The sequence below is a fragment of the Streptomyces sp. ITFR-16 genome, assembly GCF_031844705.1.
Taxonomy (GTDB): Bacteria; Actinomycetota; Actinomycetes; order Streptomycetales; family Streptomycetaceae; genus Streptomyces.
On record NZ_CP134609.1, the window covers coordinates 7,331,814 to 7,349,323 of the forward strand.

The following is a 17,510-nucleotide window of genomic DNA, read 5'->3' on the forward strand; positions in this document are numbered from 1 at the left end:
ATCCGCTCACACCGGCGGGTGGCTGACGAGAAGGTCGTCGGAGGTCGCCGCGAGCAGCCGGCCCGCGTACGAGGCGAGCGCCCTGGCCGCAGGGAAGGGGCTGCCCGGGGTGAAGGGCGCGTCGGAGACGACCGGCGGACGCGTGAGCAGCCCGTCCGGGCCCACCGCGTACAGACGGGCGTTGAGCACGGTCAGGGCCGCCGCCTTGCCCGCCGGGCCCAGGACGGTCCACGGGGCGTCGGGGTGCAGCGCCGGGCGGTGGTGCAGGGTGTCGTCGTGCGGGGTCACCGCGAACAGCGTGTTGTCGCACATCGCCAGCGCGGACGTCCCCTCGGGGACCGTTCCCGCCGGGATCCAGGGCGAGGGGCCCGGCACCGGCGCGCGGGTCAGCAGCCGGTCGTCGGCGGAGACCGCGAGCAGGGCCAGCGGTGTGGGGTGGCACGCCTCGCGGGGTGCGGCCAGACAGCGGATCCCGGGTGCCGGTCCCGGCCCGGGCGGGCAGACGGCCCACGGCATGTTCTGGTCGGACGGCTCGCGGTGGAGCAGGGTCCTGCCGTCCTCGGCCACGGCGAAGAGCAGTCCCTCGCAGGCGGCGAGCGCCCGCAGCCCCGGCGCCGGGCCGATGGTGTGCCAGGCGGGCCGGGGGGACGTACCGCCGAGACGGTCGAGGACGTTGCGGGTGACGCGGTCCACGACCGGATCGTGCAGCGCCCGCCCCCAGTTGATGGTCGCCGCGTTGAAGACGGTGCCGGCGCCCAGCCGGAAGACGCCCATGGTCGCCCAGCCGCCCTGCCCGTACGTACGCCAGTGCCGCAGGTCGGCGGTGGCGAGGACGGCGAAGGAGCGCGGGGTGCCGTCGCGGCCCGTGGCCCGGGGCACCCCGGCCGACCAGTCGAGTTCGGCGGCGTCGGTCTCGTAGCCGAGGGCGCCCCGGGCGAACGTGTCCCCGTCGGACAGTCCGGTGCCCTCGAAGACCCAGTGAGCGGCGAAGCGGACCGTGTAGGACTCGCGGCCGATCACACCCATGCCTTCGCCCCACGCGCCGGCGCCGTTGCGGAAGCTGACCCCGGTCATGGTGTTCTCGGGGCGGTCGACGGGCGAGCTGGACCACTCGACGGTGGTGCGGCGCGGATCCACGGCGGTGACGGGGTCGGCGGAGGCGTCGCGGTGGCAGACCATCGTGCGGCCCCCGTCCTCCAGGCGCATCTGCCACCAGGAGGTGTTGCCCGCGAACACGGCCAGGTTGCCGCCCTTGCGGACGAAGGTCTCGACACTGTCGCGCATCCCGGCCGACCAGTACTCGTCGTGCCCGTTGACCACCAGCAGACGGTAGGAGGACAGGAGTTCGTGCCCCTCGTCCAGATCGAGGCCTGAGCAGAACTCGACCGGATAGCCGGCCTCCGGGAGCCACCGCAGCAGCGGCTCCTCCCAGCGCTCCGGCGGCGGCCCGCCCCCGGGATCGGTGAACGACACCCGCGCGGCGCGGCCCGGCTCCTCCGCGTAGTAGATGCTGCGGCCCGGCTGACCCGCGCGGTGATAGGCGCGCCAGGTGGCGAACGGGACGGAGACGAGCACGGCGGAGGTGGCCGCGGGCCGTGCCGCGCGGACCACGAACCACACCTCGTGCTCCGGGTCCCGCTCCGGCTCAGGCGTCTCGGGACGGGCGTCGTGGAAGCGGGCCACGTACAGAGAACTCGGCCAGTGGGGCGGGACATCGAGGGTCCAGCCGGTCCCGTGGAGAAGTGCGCGGGTCATCGCGCGCCCGCTGACGGCATCGGTGACGACCACCTGGCCGGTCAGCGGGCCGCCGTCGCCGGCGGTCACGCCGAACCGCATGCGGCCGCCCTGGACACACGAGGTCGTCTCCGCACGGGCCACCGGCCGGGGGACGGCGCCGCCCGCGCTCATCGGCCGGCGCCTTCCGTCACGAGGAGTCCGGGCAGCGCCGCCAGCGGGGGCGGGGTTCCGGCCGACGAGGACACGACGACCTCCTCGATGGCGCGAAGGTGGGCATGGATGGCGGCCGGCGGCAGAAACGCGGTGTCGGCGGTGAGCGTGACGGTCAGGGCACTGTCGTCCCCGCTCACATGCAGGCAGTACCGGCAGGCGACACGCTCCTGCGTCGCGGGGAAGTCGAGCACGCTGCGGCGGCGGAGCGCGGCGAGTTCGTCCGGCCCCGGCGCCGGGCGCGGGCCGGTGGGCCGTTCCACCAGCCGCATGTCGTTGAAGCAGCAGTACGGATGCACCTCGACGCCCCGCTCGACGGCCGCCCGCTCCAGCAGGGCGTCCCAGTCGGCGGGATCGTAGGCGGCGGCACGGTACCCGGCGAGCGCGGCGGGCCAGGCCCCCGCCAGCAGGTCGGTGAAGTCGGCTTCCGGGCCCGGCACATCGTCCATGCGCAGGACGAACAGCGCGTCCTGGGACAGCGTGGTGACCAGGGTGCGGTGGCCCTGTGCCGCGCGGTTGCCCGCGATCGGCATGACCGCCGCGACGGAGTGCCCCTGACCGGCGGCGACCAGCGCGGCCGAAGCCGTGAGCAGCACCGTCGATCCGCTGACCCGGTGCGCGGCCGCCACCGCCTCGACGGCCCGGGGGAGCGCGGCGGAGACCAGCCGGCCCGTCCAGAAGCGCGGGGTGCGCGGATCGGCGACCGGCGTCGGGAACATGGTCGGCGGCGCCGCCCGCAGCCCGTTCTCCCAGTGGGCGAGCGCGGCCCGGCCGGAGCGCCGGCCGGCCGGGGAGGCCTGGTGCCGGGCGAGGTCGAGCGGCGTCTCGGCGCACGCGGGACCCGCCGAACCGCGCCGGGCCAGCAGCCGCAGATCGCGGACGAGGACCTCGGCGCCGTGCCCGTCGGTGGCCAGATGGCACAGCGCCAGCACCACATGCGTGATGCGCCCTTCGTGGCGGACGGCGCCGAACCGTACGGGCCACTCGCCCGCGTAGTCGAAACGGCCGGCCGTGAGGGACGACAGCAGCTCCTCGGCGGCGTCCCCCGCTCCGGCCGGGTCGGACACGTCGCGGACGCGGACCCCCACCAGCCCCTCCGCGTACAGGCGTTGGCGGGTCCCTCCCGCGTCCTCGGTCACGATCCGCGTACGCAAAGCCTCGTGGCGGAGCATCAGCGCGGCGAGTGCACCCGTCAGCCGGGGCAGGCCGACCGGCGCGCCCCGGTCGGCGAGGGGCAGGACGCGGCCGATGTTGAAGTAGTGGTCGTTGGGCACGGTGCGCCCGATGGCGTGCCAGATCGCGCGCTGGCCCCAGGTGAGCGGGGCGTCGCCGGTCCGGCCGCCCGCGAACGGGACGTCCGCCGTCGCGCCGGCCTGGGCGCGGACCGCCGCCGCCGTCACGGGGCGCCCTCCTCGGCCAGCCGCCGCACCCGTGCGGTGAGTCCGGCCAGTCCCTCGGCGTACAGCGCCCGGTCGCCGAGGTCGATCAGGACGCCGTACTCCGACTCCAGGCCGTCGGCCAGCCGCAGCAGGGAGAGGGAGCTGACGCCGAGCGCGGCGAGGGATTCGTCGGAGTCCACGATCTCGGCGGCGCGGATCCCGCCGTCCGTGGCCCGCTCGACGAGCAGGGCCAGGTGCTCGCGGGTCGGGGCGTGCGCGCTCACCGGGCACCGCCGGCCTGCGCCGCCGCCTCGGCGGCCAGCCGGCGACGCAGACCGAGCGGCCGGATGTCCGGCCACACCCGGTCCACGTGCGCCACGCACTCCTCCTCGGTGCCGCTGAAGCCCTCGGCCCGCCAGCCTGCGGGCAGCGGTGTGCCCTCCGGCCAGAGGGCGTGCTGCTCCTCGTCGTTGACGGCCACGAGATAGCGGGTCTGATCGCTCATGGGGGTTACTCCTTGCGCAGGGCGGTGACGGCGGCGGAGACGCCGTGCACGGTCGGGGCGTCGAAGAAGACGTCGAGAGGGACGTCCACACCGAGGCCCCGGTGGATACGGGCGGCGATGGCGGTGATGGTCAGTGAATGGCCGCCGAGGTCGAAGAGGTCCTCGTCGGGCCCGAGGTCGTCCAGCTCCAGGACCTCGCGCCAGATGGCGAGCACCGCCTCGGCGGTGGGGTCGAGCCCCGGTTCCCCGTCCTCGGCGGGCGCCGGCCTGCGGTCCGGGACCGGCTCGGGGAGTGCGGCCCGGTCCAGTTTGCCGTTGGGGGTCAGCGGAAACGCGTCCAGCACGGTGTACGTGCCGGGAACGGCGGCGGCGGGGAGCGTGGCGGACAGATGGGCGTGCAGCTCCTGTGCGGTGGGCGCCGGCCCGGCGGGAACGACGTACGCGCAGAGCCGCCGGTCGCCGTCCGCACCGTGCACCGCGGCCGCCGCCTGGGCCACCGAGGGGTGCGAGGCCAGCCGAGTCTCGATCTCCCCCAGCTCGATCCGGTGGCCGCGCAGCTTGACCTGGGTGTCGGAGCGGCCGACGTAGACGAGACCGCCGCCCGCCCGGCGCCGGACGAGGTCGCCCGTGCGGTACAGGCGCGCTCCCGGCGGACCGTACGGGTCGGGGACGAAACGCGTCGCCGTCAGGCCGGGGCGGTGCCGGTAGCCGTGCGCCAGGCCCGCGCCGCCGAGGAAGAGCTCGCCCGGCAGCCCGTACGGGACGGGGCGCAGCCGCTCGTCCAGGACGTAGGCCCGGGTGTTGGCGAGCGGTTCGCCGATCAGGACCTCCCCGTCGTCGGTCACGGCGGGTTCCGCCAGGGAGGACCAGATGGTCGTCTCGGTCGGTCCGTAGACGTTCACCAGCCGCTTGCTCGCGGCGGTCAGCTCCCCGGCCAGGGACGGGGGCAGCGCCTCGCCGCCCGTGAGCGCGGTGAGCCCCGCCGCCGCGCCGCTGAGGCCCGCGTCCAGGAGCAGCCGCCATCCGCTGGGCGTGGCCTGGACGTGTGTGATCCCCTCGCCGTGGATGAGGCCGAGGAGCGCGGGGCCGTCGCGATGGCCGCCCTCCGGTACGAGGACGACGCGCCCTCCGCTGATCAGGGGCAGGAGCAGTTCGACCGCCGAGATGTCGAAGGACAGCGAGGTGAGCCCGAGCCAGCGGTCCTCCGGGCGGGAGTCCAGATGGTCGCGCAGCGCCCCCAGGACGTTCGCGAGCGCGGAGTGGGGCACCTCCACCCCCTTGGGACGCCCGGTCGACCCGGAGGTGTAGAGGACGTAGGCGGGATGGTCGGGCGACGGGCCCGGGGGCGGTGCCGGGGTGTCCGTGCCGTCGGGCGCGAGATCGGCCGGTACGAGATCGCCGGGGCCGTCCGCCCGCGTGGTGATCCGCAGCGCGAGCCGGGAGTCGGACCGGATGAAGGCCAGCCGCTCGGCCGGGTAGCCGGGATCGAGCGGCAGATAGGCGGCGCCGCAGGCCAGGGAGGCGAGCACCGCGACCAGTTGGTCCCGCCCGCGCGGCAGCCCGATGCCGACGAGGGCGCCGGGACCCGCGCCGCGCCGGCGCAGCGCGGCGGCCGCGTGCGCGACGAGAGCGGAGAGTTCGCGGTACGTCAGGGCCTCGTCGCCGCAGACGACGGCGACCGCGTCGGGGCGGTCCGCCACCGCCCGGGCGAACAGCTCGGGCACGGTCCTGCGGGGGAGTTCCGGCCGGGGGGCCGGCGCGGCGAGCTGGTCCGACCGCTCCTCGGGCGTCAGTACGGGCAGGTCGCCGACCGGGGTGCCGGGGTCGGCCAGGACAGCGTCGAGCAGGGTCGTCCAGTGTCCGGCGATGCGCCGCGCCGACTCGGCGGTCAGGGCGTCGGCCCGGTACTGCAGGCTCACCCCGATCCCGGTTCCGGCGTCGACGAGCTGGAGGTGGAGCAGATTGCGCGCGGTGCCGCAGAAGCCGATCCAGTGGACCTCGGCGCGCACGCCGGCACCGAAGCCGGGCACCGGCCCGGCCGCCGGACGGCGCCGGTAGCTCAGCGAGAGCGGGGTGAGGGCGGTGCGCGGGGTCAGGCCGCGCACACAGCGGCCGAGCGGGACGGCCCGGTGGCGGTACAGGGCCCGCAGCTCGGCCCGGACGGACTGGGACCAGACGGCGAACGGCGCGGCGGGGTCGGCCGTGCTGAAGAGCGGCAGCTCGTTGACGGCCGGCCCCACGCCGACCGCCGTGTCGCGCGGGCGCACCGACAGCTCGACAGCCGTGACCGGGGCGGGGTCGCCGTAGCGGGCGAGCAGCGCGTGCCAGGACGCGGTGAGGAGTTCGAAGCGGGTGAGCCCGAGCCGGCGCGCCGTCGTGTCCAGGAGCGCGCTCCGCCCCGGTCCGAGGCCGAACGGGATCTCGGCGCCCGGCCCCGGAGTCGTACCGGCGGCGGGGGAGGGGACGAGCCCCGGCAGGGCGGGCGTGGCCGGCTCCCGCCAGCGGCCCGCCCAGTACGCCTCCGCGTCCGCGAGGACCCCGGGCGCCGGCTCGACGGCCGGCTGCGGGGGGACGGGAGTGAGGGGGCCGCCCCGGTAGGCGGTGGCCAGGTCGCCGACCAGCCGGTCCTTGGACTCGCCGTCGAAGACGAGGTGATGGGCGGTCAGGACCAGGACGTGCCGTACGGGGGACAGCCGGAAGAGGACGAAGCGGTGCGGCGGCCCGTGGACGAGGTCGAAGGGAAGGGACCTCTCCCGGGCGAGGAGCGCGTCGAGTTCGGCACCGGTGCACTCGATGACCTGTGGACGCGAGGGCCCGGTTCCGGGCCCGGGGGTGCCGTCGGGGGCGAACACCGTGCTGAGGACGGGGTGATGGGCGGCGACGGCGGAACAGGCCCGCACCATGGCATCGGCGTCGAGGGGCCCGTCCAGGTCCACGCGCACGGTCAGGTGATAGGCGGCAGCGGTGTCCAGCGTGCGCTCGGTGAGCCAGATGCCGTGCTGGGCGGGGCTGAGGACAGGACTGAGGGGCGCATTCACAGGGTGGCCTCGGGGTGGTCTGGGGCGAGGAGCGGGCGCAGTTCGCGCTTGAGGACCTTGCCGGCCTCGTTACGGGGGAGTGCGTCGCGGAACAGCACGGTGGCGGGCAGCTCGTGGACGGCGAGGTGATCGAGCAGGAAGCCGCGCAGGGCGGCGGCGGTCAGACCGGGTTCGGACACCACCACGGCCGCCACGACGCTCCCCAGCACGGGGTGCGGGACGCCGACCGCAGCCGCGTCCCGCACCTGCGGATGCGCGTGCAGGGCGTTCTCGACCTGGAGCGTGGAGACCTTGTGGGCCCCGGACTTGACGACGTCGCGCTCCCGGTCGAGCAGATGCAGGAAGCCCTCCTCGTCGACACGGCCGAGATCGCCCATGCGCACCCAGCCGCCCTGGAAGACCTCGCTGTCGGCCTCGCCCAGGTACGCCCGCGGAGCCGCGGCCGACCGCAGCCACAGCTCACCCGCCCCGCCCGCCGGGACCGGGGTCCCCTCGGGAGTGGTCACCCGCAGACCGGCGAGCGAGGCGGGCCGCCCGGGAGAGGCCGGGCGGGCCGGATCGAACAGCAGGGTGATCTGCGCGGGCGCCGCCTCGGTGGAGGTGTAGTAGTTGACGATCTGGGCCTTCGGGAAGGCCCGGCCGAGCCCGAGCGCGACCGGCTGGGGCAGGGCGGCCGCCGTGGAGCCGACCAGCCGTACGGCGTCGCGCGCATCCGAGAACCTGGGATCGGCGAGGGCCGGGGACGCCAGCAGCTCGATCGCCATGGCGGGGACGAGGAAGACGCTTCCGATGCCGTGCTCCGACAGCAGACGCAGGAACCGGGCCGGGGTGAACTGCGGGGCGGTGACACAGGTGGCGTACGCGTTCAGCGCGTTGACCAGCATCGTCTGCCCGGCGTTCGTGCCGACCGGGAAGGCGTGCAGGAAGGCGGCGGAGTGGCGCAGCGGCCGGCGGCGCTCGTCCAGCGTGCAGCCGTACGCCAGATTGGCGTGGCGGGCGCCGACCGCCTTGGGGGTTCCGGTGGTGCCGGAGGTGTAGAGGATCTGGGCGAGATCACCGGGCGCGGGGTCGGGCAGGTCCGGCCGGGCGGGGTGGCCCTCGGCGTCCGCCTCGGTCAGCACGGCTGTCCTGTCCGGGAGCCCGGCCGGCAGGTCCCCGCCGCTGTGCAGCAGGAAGCGCGCCCCCGCGTCGGTGAGGGCGTACGCCGTCGCGGCGGGCGCGGACCGGTCGGACAGCGGGACCGCCACCCCGCCGGCCCGCAGCACCGCGAGGAACGCCACGGCGAAATCCGTCCACCGGCTCGTGCCGTGATGCAGCACGACGCGGTCCCCGGGCCGGACTCCGGCGGCGCGCAGCGCTGAGGCGTACGCACCCGAACGGGCCTGCCAGGAAGCGAAGTCGAGCCGCTCGCCGCCGGTGACGAGGGCGGTGCGCCCGCCGTCCGAGGCGGCGCGGTGGGCGAGCAGGGCGGGCAGGGTGGCGGCCGCGTGGGTCATGTCCGGCTCGCCTTCGTCCGGCGGGCGGCGGCCATGCGGGCCCGCTCGCGCAGTCCGACCAGGTCGTCCGGCTCCGCCTCGGGGACGTCCCGGTCGAAGCGGGCCAGCACCGGCAGACGCAGACCGAGCGCGACCAGACCGAGCATGGCGCAGCCGAACAGCACGTACATCAGGGCGATGCCGCGCCCGGGGCCGGTGCCGATCAGGGGACCGAAGACCGGGGCGAGCGCCCCGCCTGGCTCCATCATCGGTCCCAGCAGCGAGGAGCCCAGCGGGGCGATGACCCCGTGGCCCAGCGGCAGGGTCGACCAGGCGACCAGGGTGTTCAGGGCGAAGACGCGGCCGTGGAAGCGCTGGGGCACCTTCACCTGGACGATGGTGGAGTAGACGCCGTTGACCAGGGAGAGCGCGAAGGACATGCCGAACGCCCCGGCGGCGATCACCCAGAGACTGGCGTGCAGCCCGGTCACGGCCCCGGCCAGGGCCAGCAGAGCCGCGATGCCGAGCATGCCCCGCAGCCGGTGCCGGCGCGGGCCGCCCCAGAAGCCCATGGCGATCCCGCCCAGGATCGCGCCGGCCCCGCCCGCGACGGCGACCCGCGCCGCGCCCTGGAGGTCGTCGAAGGCGAGGACCAGCGGAGTGATGAGCAGGAAGAGGGGCGAAAGGAAGATGTTGAGGCCGGCGAACCACAGGAGCATGGCCCGGAACCCCCGGTTGCGCCACGAGTGCGCGAAGCCGTGCCGGATCTCGGAGACCAGGGACTCGCGCCGCGTCCACGGCAGGGTCCGGGGGAACTTCACCGCGAGCAGGACGCCGATGGCCAGCACGTAGCTGACCACGTCGATGACGAGGATGCCGTCGAGGCCGATCGCCGCCATCAGCGCCACGGCCACCAGCGGGACGACGAACTGGGCCGTTCCGAAGGCGAGTTGCACGATTCCGTTGGCGTGCCCGAGGTACTGCTTGGGCACCAGCTGCGGGACCGCGGAGGCGTAGGCGAGCCGTTGGAACGTCAGGGCGAGGGAGAGCACGCCGAGCAGGACGTACACCTCCCAGGAGTGCAGGTTCCCGGTGAGGAGCAGGGCGAGGAGTCCGGCCTGCGTGGTACAGGCGGTGATGTCGCCGGCAAGCAGTACCGTACGCCGGTCCATCCGGTCGACGAGGGCTCCCGCGAGGGGGCCGACGAGGATGCCGGGGACCATGGCGACCACCGCGTAGAGCGCGTACCGGGTGAGCGAGCCGGTGTTCAGGAGGATCCAGAGGGGCAGGGCGAACTCGGTCAGCGCGGAACCGGTGATGGAGACGAGCTGACCGCCCGCGACCAGCAGGAACCGGCGCATGCTGGGCTCGGGCCCGGTATCGGCCTCTGTGCCCCCGGAGGGCGTCCCCGCACCGGCGGGGTCCTCCCCTCCTTCCTCGACGGCCGCGACGGGACCGGTGTCCCCGTGGAACCACCACGGATGCAGCGGATCGCGGGCGGGCAGTTCGCCGGTCCGCCCGTCGCGGACGGCGAGGTGCACCGTGGTGACCGCTTCGGCGACCTCGGCGGCCCGGTACTTGAGGAAGAAGTGACCGCCCTGGTCGAGCACGGCCACGGCGGAGCGCTCGGCCAGCAGAAGCCACTCGCGGTAGCGCTCCTGGTAGAAGTCGGCGGCCGGGTCCTGGTCCCCGATCAGACAGACGAGCGGCGCGCGCAGACGGGGGGCACCGGCGGCGACGTCGGCCATGGCGCGGGTGAAGTAGTCCTCGGCGGCCTGGGTGTCCCGGCGCATGTTGCCGATGATGAACGCGGCCTGCTCCTTGTCGAGGTCGGAGGTGTTCACACCGAGCCCGATGAGCCAGTTCGCGTAGACCCGGTCCCCGAGGAGGGGTTCGAGGGAGGCGACCCGGCTGAGCGCGTTGAGCACCCGGCTGCGCGGCCGGGCGAACGGGAACTGCGCGCCGGCGTAGACCGCCTCCAGCGGATGCCCGGTCGCCTCCAGCAGCCGGGAGACGGCGATCGCCAGCGCCGTGCCGACCGCGCAGTGGCCGTAGACGACCACGGGCCCCTCCGTGCGCTCCCGGACCTCGGCCGCGATGCGCTCGGCGAGTTCGTCGAACGGCACGGACGCCTCGGTGACACCCACGTCGTGGCCCGGCACGGCGACGGCCCACAGCTCGACGTCGGCGGGCAGGGCGTCGGCGACGGGCTGGTACACGACGGGGCTGCCGCCGCCGTACGGGACGCAGACGAACGTACGGGTCCGGCGGGCGGCGGACACGGGCGGGGTGAGCCGGTGCAGCAGCGGCCTCGGGGAGTCGTCCTGCTCGTCCCGCGCGGCGACGGCGGCCAGGTCCCGGACCGTGCGGTGGGTGAAGAGATCCATGACGCTGACGGGCCGGGCGCCCGCCTCGGCCAGCCGGTTGCGGGCCCTGGCGACGACCTGGGTGGCGAGCAGCGAGTGGCCGCCGAGGTCGAAGAAGTCCTCGTCCGTGCCGACCTCCGTCAGGCCGAGCACCTCGCCCCAGATCTCCGCGAGCAGCCGCTCGGCCGGGGTGGCGGGCCGGGTGGCTCCGGACGCCCGGCGCAGCTGGGGAGCCGGCAGGGCGCGGCGGTCGAGCTTCCCGTTGGGGGTGAGCGGCAGGGCGGGGACGACGGCTACGACGGCAGGGACCTGGTGGTCGGGCAGCAGCTTCTTCAGCGCGGTACGGAGCCGGGCCGGCTCGGGCTCGTCGGAGCCGGCGGCGACGACGTACCCGACGAGGCGCTTGTCGCCCGGCCGGTCCTCGCGCAGGACGACGGCGGCATCGGCGACCCCGGGCTGGGCGCGCAGCGCGGCCTCGGTCTCGCCGGGCTCGATCCGCAGCCCGCGCAGCTTGATCTGCTGGTCGACACGGCCGAGGTGCTGAAGGGTGCCGTCCGGCCGGCGGCGGGCCAGGTCCCCGGTGCGGTAGAGGCGGGAGCCGGGCGGGCCGTACGGGTCGGGCACGAAGCGGGACGCGGTCAGACCCGGCCGCCGGTGGTAGCCGAGGGCGACGGCGGTTCCGCCGATGTGGAGTTCGCCGGGGGCGCCGGGCGGTACCGGCCGCAGGGCGGAATCCAGCACGTACAGCCGCGTGTTGTCGATCGGCAGCCCGATCGGCACGGTCTCCAGGGGCCCGGTGCACTCCCAGGAGGAGACGTCGACCGCGGCCTCGGTGGGCCCGTACAGATTGGCGAGGGAGCAGTGCGGCAGCCGGGTGGTCAGCTCGCGAGCCGCGTCGGGCGGCAGGGCCTCTCCGCTGCTGATCACGCGGCGCAGCGCCGTGCAGCGTTCGATGCCCTCCTCGGCGAGGAAGACCGTCAGCATGGCCGGGACGAAGTGGGCGACGGTGACGCCGGCACCGGCGATGAGGTCGCGCAGATAGCCGCTGTCCTTCTGGCCGCCCGGCTTGGCGAGGACGATGCGCGCACCGCTGGCCAGGGGCCAGAAGAACTCCCAGACCGACACGTCGAAGCCGACGGGAGTCTTCTGCAGAACGGCGTCGTCCGCCCCCAGCCGGTAGGTGTCCTGCATCCACTGGATGCGGTTGGCGATCGCCCGGTGGGTGTTGGGCACGCCCTTGGGCCGTCCGGTGGAGCCCGAGGTGTAGATGAGGTACGCGGTGTCGTCGGGCGAGGGGCCCGCCGGCCGGCGGCGCGAGCGGGGCGGCTCCACGGGGTCGTCCAGCAGCATGATCTGCGCGGTGCAGCCGTGCGGGGTGGGCAGTCCGCGCTGGGTGAGCAGGACGGGCGCGTCGCTGTCGGCGAGGAGGAAGGCGAGGCGTTCGGCGGGGTAGCCGGGCTCCAGCGGGGCGTACCCCGCACCGGTGCGCAGAATGCCGAGCAGACCGGCGACGAGTTCGGGCGAGCGCTCGGAGCAGATGGCCACGAGGCTGCCGGGACCGACCCCCTCGGCGGCCAGCCGCGCGGCGATCCGGTCCGCCTGCGCGTCGAGCTGCCGGTACGTGAGGGCCGCCCGGCCCTCGACGGCGACCGCGACCGCGTCCGGCGTACGGGCGATCTGCTCGGCGACCAGGGCGGTGAGGGTGGTGGGCGCACGGTCCCGCGCGGTGTCGTTGAACCGCCGCGTCTCGAAGTCGTGCTCCTGCGGGGTGCGTCCGGCGAGCCCGGACAGCGGGGTCCCGGGGGCGTCCGTCACGGCGTGGAGCAGCCTGCCGAGGTGGTCGGCGAGGCGCGCGATGTCGGACGCGTCGAAGAGGTCGGTGTTGAAGTTGAAGGAGCCGTGCAGCCCGTCGGGCCACTCCTGGAGGAAGAGTTCGAGATCGAAGCGGGTGCCGCTGGCCCGCACCCCGAAAGGTTCGGCGGTCAGCGGCCCGTCCGATGCGGCGTCGCGCTCGGTGGCGTAGTTCTGTACGGCCAGCACCGCCTGGAAGACGGGCGGCCGCGCCACGTCGCGGGCCACCTTCAGCTCGCTGACCAGCTGCGCGAACGGCAGCTCCTGGTGGGCGTAGGCGTCGAGGCAGGTCTCGCGGGTGCGGCGGACCAGTTCCGCGAAGGAGGGATCGCCCTCCAGCCGGGCCGGCAACGGGATGACGTTGACGAACATGCCGACCAGCGGCTCGAGTTCCGGCTCGGGCCGGCCGGCGACCGGGGAGCCCACGGCGAAGTCGCGCTGGCCGCTGTAGCGGGACAGCAGGATCTGGAAGGCGGCCAGCAGGACCATGTGGACGGTCGCGTCGTGCCGGCGGCCGAGCGCGGTGAGCCGGTCGAGGAGGTCCCGGTCGACGGAGAACGCGTGCCCGGCGCCCTCGAAGGTCTGGCGGGGCGGCCGGGGACGGGAGAAGGCCAGCTCCAGCGGCTCGGTCCCGGCGAGTTCACGCGACCAGTGGGCGACCTCGGCGGCGAGCCGTTCACCGCTCAGCTGCTCGCGCTGCCACAGGGCGAAGTCCCCGTACTGCACGGCCAGTTCGGGCAGCGGGTCCGGCTTTCCCGCGACGCGTGCGGCGTAGCCGCGCAGCACCTCGCCGAGCAGGACCTCGCTCGACCAGCCGTCACTGACGCTGTGGTGGACCACCAGGAGCAGGACGTGGTCGTCGTCGGCGAGCCGGATCAGGAGCGCCCGCAGCAGCGGTCCGTGCTCCAGGTCGAAGGGCACCGCCGACACCTCGTCGACGAGGCGTTCGGCCTCGGCGGGGGAGCCGGCCTCGGCAAGGGTGAGACCGGCCGGTCCGGGCGGGTCGACGGCCAGCACCGGTCGCCCGTCGTCGGTGGCCGGGTACCGCGAGCGCAGCGTCTCGTGCCGGGCCACGCTCGCGTCCAGCGCCGCGCGCAGGGCTCCGGTGTCCAGCGGGCCGCGCAGCCGCCGGACCACCGGGATGTTGTACGCGGCGGTGCCGGGCGCGAACTGCTCCATGAACCAGAGCCGTTCCTGCGCGAACGACAGCGGGACGGGCACGCCGGGGTCCCGGCGGGGGATGGTGGTACGGGCGGGGGCGCGCGACGCCAGCCGGCGGCGCAGCAGTTCCTTCTTGGCGGCGGAGAGGTCCTTCCTCGCGGCCGGGAGGTCTTTCTCGGCGGCCGGGACGGGGGCCGCCGCGGGGTCCGCCGGGTGGGCGGTGTCGGCGCTCATGAGGCGGGCCGGCTTCCTTCCAGTGCGTCCTGCGCGGCCAGGAGTTCCTCGGCCGCCGTGTCCGACAGGGCGTCGATCTCGGCGGTCAGGGCGGCCTCCACGGCCTCGGCGAAGGCCGCGACGGTGCGGTGGGTGAACAGGGTGCGCAGGGGGACGGCGAGGTCGATCGCGGCACGGATCCGGGCGACGACCCGGGTGGCGAGGAGCGAGTGGCCGCCCAGGTCGAAGAAGTCGTCGTCCGCGCCGACGGGCCCGGTGCCGAGCACCTGTCCCCAGATGTCCGCGACGAGTTCCTCCGCCTCCGTCCGGGGCGGCACATACGCGGCACGGACCGAGGAGCCGGCCCCCGGGTCGGGCAGGGCCGCCCGGTCCACCTTGCCATTCGGGGTGAGCGGCAGCTGATCGAGCACGACCCAGGTACCGGGGACGAGGTGCGGCGGCAGCATGCCGGCCAGCTCCGTGCGCAGCCGTGCCGGATCCGGCGCGGGCGCCGCCGGCGCCGGCGCCGGTACGACATGGGCGATCAGCCGGTCCTCGCGGGCGGACACCACAGCCTCGGCCACGCCCGGCAGGGCACCGAGCGCGGCTTCCACCTCGGCGGGCTCGACCCGGAATCCGCGCACCTTCACCTGGTCGTCCAGCCTGCCCAGGAACTCCAGCCGGCCGTCGGCGCGCCGGCGCACCCGGTCGCCGGTGCGGTAGCGGCGGGCCCCGGGCGGACCGTCCGGGTCGGGCACGAACGCACGGGCGGTGGCGCCGGGGCGGCCCAGATACCCGTCGCCGACACCGGCCCCGCCGATCACCAGCTCCCCGGGCGTGCCGGGCGGTACGGGAGTGCCGTGGCGATCCAGCACGGCAACCGTCGTCGCGCCGATCGGGCGGCCGATGGGCGGCCTGCGCAGGGCGTCGGCCGCGCCGAGCTCCGCCGTGGTGGCGATGATGGTGGTCTCCGTCGGGCCGTAGGAGTTCACCAGCCGCACGGTGTCGCCGAAGCGGGCCCGCCAGCGGGCGACCGCCTCGGCGCGCGCCTGGTCGGCGCCCAGGACCAGCAGGCGCAGCGAGTCCGGCCACGGGGTCTCGTCCAGGTCCGCGACGAGGTGGTGCCAGTAGGGAGTCGGCAGGTCCAGCACGGTGACACCGGCCGCGTACGGCTCCGCCAGCTGGTCGGGGAGGGTGGCCCCGGGCCGGGCGGTGACGAGGACCGCACCCGACGCCAGGGCCGGGAAGATCTCCTCGGCGCTGGTGTCGAAGGAGAGCGAGGCGCTGTGCAGGACCCGGTCCGCCGGTCCGAGGCCGTAGCCCTCGCGCATCCAGGCGACCCGTGCCGCGAGCGCGCGGTGCGGGACGAGCACGCCCTTGGGGGTGCCGGTGGAGCCCGAGGTGTAGATGACGTACGCGGGATCGTCCGGGCCCGCCTCGGTGCCGGGTCCGGGGAGGGGCCCGGCCGGGTCGCCGGAGCCGGGCTCGGGGGCGGCGGAGAGCACGGGGAGTTCGACGGTGAGGCCGTCCACGGGCTTGCCGTCAGGGGTCAGCAGGAGCGCGGCCCCGCTGTCGCGGAGCATGAAGTCGAGCCGTGCGGAGGGGTATTCGGGGTCCAGGGGGAGGTATCCGGCGCCGACGCGCCAGGCGGCGAGCATGGCCACGACCGGCTCGGGCCCCCGGGGCAGACAGAGTGCGACGAGGTCGCCCCGGCGCACGCCGTGGGCCAGGAGCCGGGCGGCCAGGGCGCGGGAGGCGCCGGCGAGCTCACCTCGTGTGAGGCGTTCGCCGGGTCCGACGACCGCCGTCGCGTCCGGGGCGAGCGCGGCCCGGTCGATCGCGGCGAGGACCGTCGGGGGGTGCGGCGCGAGCGCGGGTCCCGCGGCCTCGTCCCGCTGCGCCGCCCGCTCGGTCTCGCCGAGCAGCGGCAGCAGGTGCACAGGGGTGCCGGGCGCGTCCAGGGCGGCCCGCAGGAGGACCGCGAAGCGTGCGGCGGTCCGGGCGGCCTGCGTCGCGTCCAGCAGATCGGTGCGGTAGCCGAAGACGGCGTGCAGATCGTCGCCGTCCGGGCGGACGTCCAGGGACAGTTCGAACTTGGCGGCGGTGTGCCCGCCGTCCCCCTCGGCGCAGACCAGATCCGCGAAGGGGTGCTCGCCGAGCGCGCCGCCGCTCTGCGTGTGCACGGTCAGGAGGGTCTGGAAGACGGGCGTACGGCCGGTGTCGCGGTCCTGCCCCACCTCATCGGTGAGGCGTTCGAACGGGACGCGGCCGTGCGTCAGGGCGCGGAGCCAGTCACCGCGGATCCGCCGCAGCACGGCGTCGAACGACGGCGCTCCGGAGAAGTCCGCGCGCAGCACCAGGGTGGACGAGAAGTAGCCCACCGTCCGCTCGCTGTCGACCGTGGTCCGCGCGGCCGTGGGGACGCCCACGCAGAAGTCGTCCTGGCCCGTGCAGCGGTGGAGCAGGGCCTGATAGGCGGCGGCGATCACCATGAACGGGGTGAGGCGCCGCGACCGGGCGAAGGACTCCACCGCGGCACCCAGACCGTGCAGCACCTCGGTGTGGTAGGCGCCGGCGTTGCTGGGGATCTCCGGGCGCGGGTGTTCGAGGGGGAGCGCCAACGGGGGTGCGCCGTGCAGCAGTTGGCGCCAGTGGTCGAGCGCGGCGGCGGCTTCGGGGCCGTCCAGCCAGGCGCGTTCCGCGACCGCGTGCGCAAGATAGGACGGCGGCTCGGCCAACTCCGCCGTGGCACCCGCACGATGGGCGGAGTAGTGCGCGGCGAGCTCGGAGCGCAGGAGGCCGAGCGACCAGCCGTCGGCGACGATGTGGTGCAGCACGAGGCAGAGCGTGTGCGCGCTCTCCCCGGTGCGCAGCAGCGCGGCGCGGAGCAGGGGCCCTTCGGCGAGATCGAAGGGCCGGTTGGTGAACTCACTGACGACCGACGCGACATCGGCGTCGGTACGGTCCCGCAGGTCACGGATGTCCAGCGGTACGGGGGAGGGCGGCCCGACGACGACGTACGGACGCCCGTCGACGGCGGGGAACCGGCTGCGCAGGGCCTCGTGCCGGCCGGTCACCGCGTCCAGAGCGGCCCCCAGGGACCGGGCCGACAGCGGTCCCGTGAAACGGAGCACCAGCGGGATGTTGTAGGCCGCGTCGCCCGGCTCGAACTGGTCCAGGAACCAGAGGCGTTCCTGTCCGACGGAGAGCGCGGCCCCGGCGTGAGGCCCCGCCGGTGATCCGGTCTCTCCGGCCGGTGGGGCGGGGGGCTGCTGATCGGCTGTGGGCATGACGCTCCTGGGGGCCGGGCCGGGGAACACCGGCCCGAACTGGCTGAAAACCATGTACGTGTACGGCGTGCGAAACGTGAGCGTGAAGGCGGGGGACAGCAGCCCTGATGGGGTGTCGTGGTGCCGCAGATGCTAGAGAGGGACCGCGCGGCGGGTCAATGGTCTGGACCAAATTACTGGTGCCGAAGGGCCCGCCGCACACGCGTCGGCCCAGGGCAGGTGCCCTGGGCCGCGTACGGAGGACGGCAGCGCGATGCGCTGGATCGGCGACACCCGGACGCCTCG

At 75.2% G+C, this 17,510-nt stretch carries 8 protein-coding genes; all 8 read right to left on the minus strand.

Going from position 1 to position 17,510, the window contains the following annotated elements:
• Positions 1 to 6: 6 nt before the first annotated feature.
• The 8 genes from RLT58_RS32495 to RLT58_RS32530 all read right to left on the minus strand — a co-directional run bounded on the left by RLT58_RS32495 (position 7) and on the right by RLT58_RS32530 (position 17,225).
• A complete protein-coding gene (locus RLT58_RS32495; protein WP_311314722.1) occupies positions 7 to 1,836 on the minus strand; it encodes a N,N-dimethylformamidase beta subunit family domain-containing protein in 1,830 nt (609 codons plus the stop codon).
• 68 nt (positions 1,837 to 1,904) lie between these two features.
• The gene (locus RLT58_RS32500) at positions 1,905 to 3,347 is read right to left on the minus strand and encodes a condensation domain-containing protein (RefSeq protein WP_311313926.1); all 1,443 of its coding nucleotides are present in this window, start codon (positions 3,345 to 3,347) and stop codon (positions 1,905 to 1,907) included.
• Positions 3,344 to 3,610, minus strand: a complete 267-nt coding sequence (locus tag RLT58_RS32505) for an acyl carrier protein (protein WP_311313927.1) — start codon at positions 3,608 to 3,610, stop codon at positions 3,344 to 3,346. Before RLT58_RS32505 ends, RLT58_RS32500 begins: the two co-directional genes overlap by 4 nt.
• Complete coding sequence (locus RLT58_RS32510; RefSeq protein ID WP_311313928.1) at positions 3,607 to 3,831, minus strand: MbtH family protein; 225 nt, start codon at positions 3,829 to 3,831, stop codon at positions 3,607 to 3,609. The genes RLT58_RS32505 and RLT58_RS32510 overlap by 4 nt, the downstream gene beginning before the upstream one ends.
• 5 nt (positions 3,832 to 3,836) lie before the next feature.
• Complete coding sequence (locus tag RLT58_RS32515; RefSeq protein ID WP_311313929.1) at positions 3,837 to 6,869, minus strand: non-ribosomal peptide synthetase; 3,033 nt, start codon at positions 6,867 to 6,869, stop codon at positions 3,837 to 3,839.
• Entirely contained in the window at positions 6,866 to 8,365 is a 1,500-nt protein-coding gene (locus tag RLT58_RS32520) for a class I adenylate-forming enzyme family protein (RefSeq protein WP_311313930.1), read from the minus strand. The genes RLT58_RS32515 and RLT58_RS32520 overlap by 4 nt, the downstream gene beginning before the upstream one ends.
• Complete coding sequence (locus RLT58_RS32525) at positions 8,362 to 13,956, minus strand: non-ribosomal peptide synthetase/MFS transporter (protein ID WP_311313931.1); 5,595 nt, start codon at positions 13,954 to 13,956, stop codon at positions 8,362 to 8,364. The genes RLT58_RS32520 and RLT58_RS32525 overlap by 4 nt, the downstream gene beginning before the upstream one ends.
• Positions 13,953 to 17,225 (minus strand): non-ribosomal peptide synthetase, encoded by a 3,273-nt coding sequence (locus RLT58_RS32530; RefSeq protein ID WP_311313932.1) that lies wholly within the window; start codon positions 17,223 to 17,225, stop codon positions 13,953 to 13,955. The genes RLT58_RS32525 and RLT58_RS32530 overlap by 4 nt, the downstream gene beginning before the upstream one ends.
• Positions 17,226 to 17,510 lie beyond the last annotated feature (285 nt).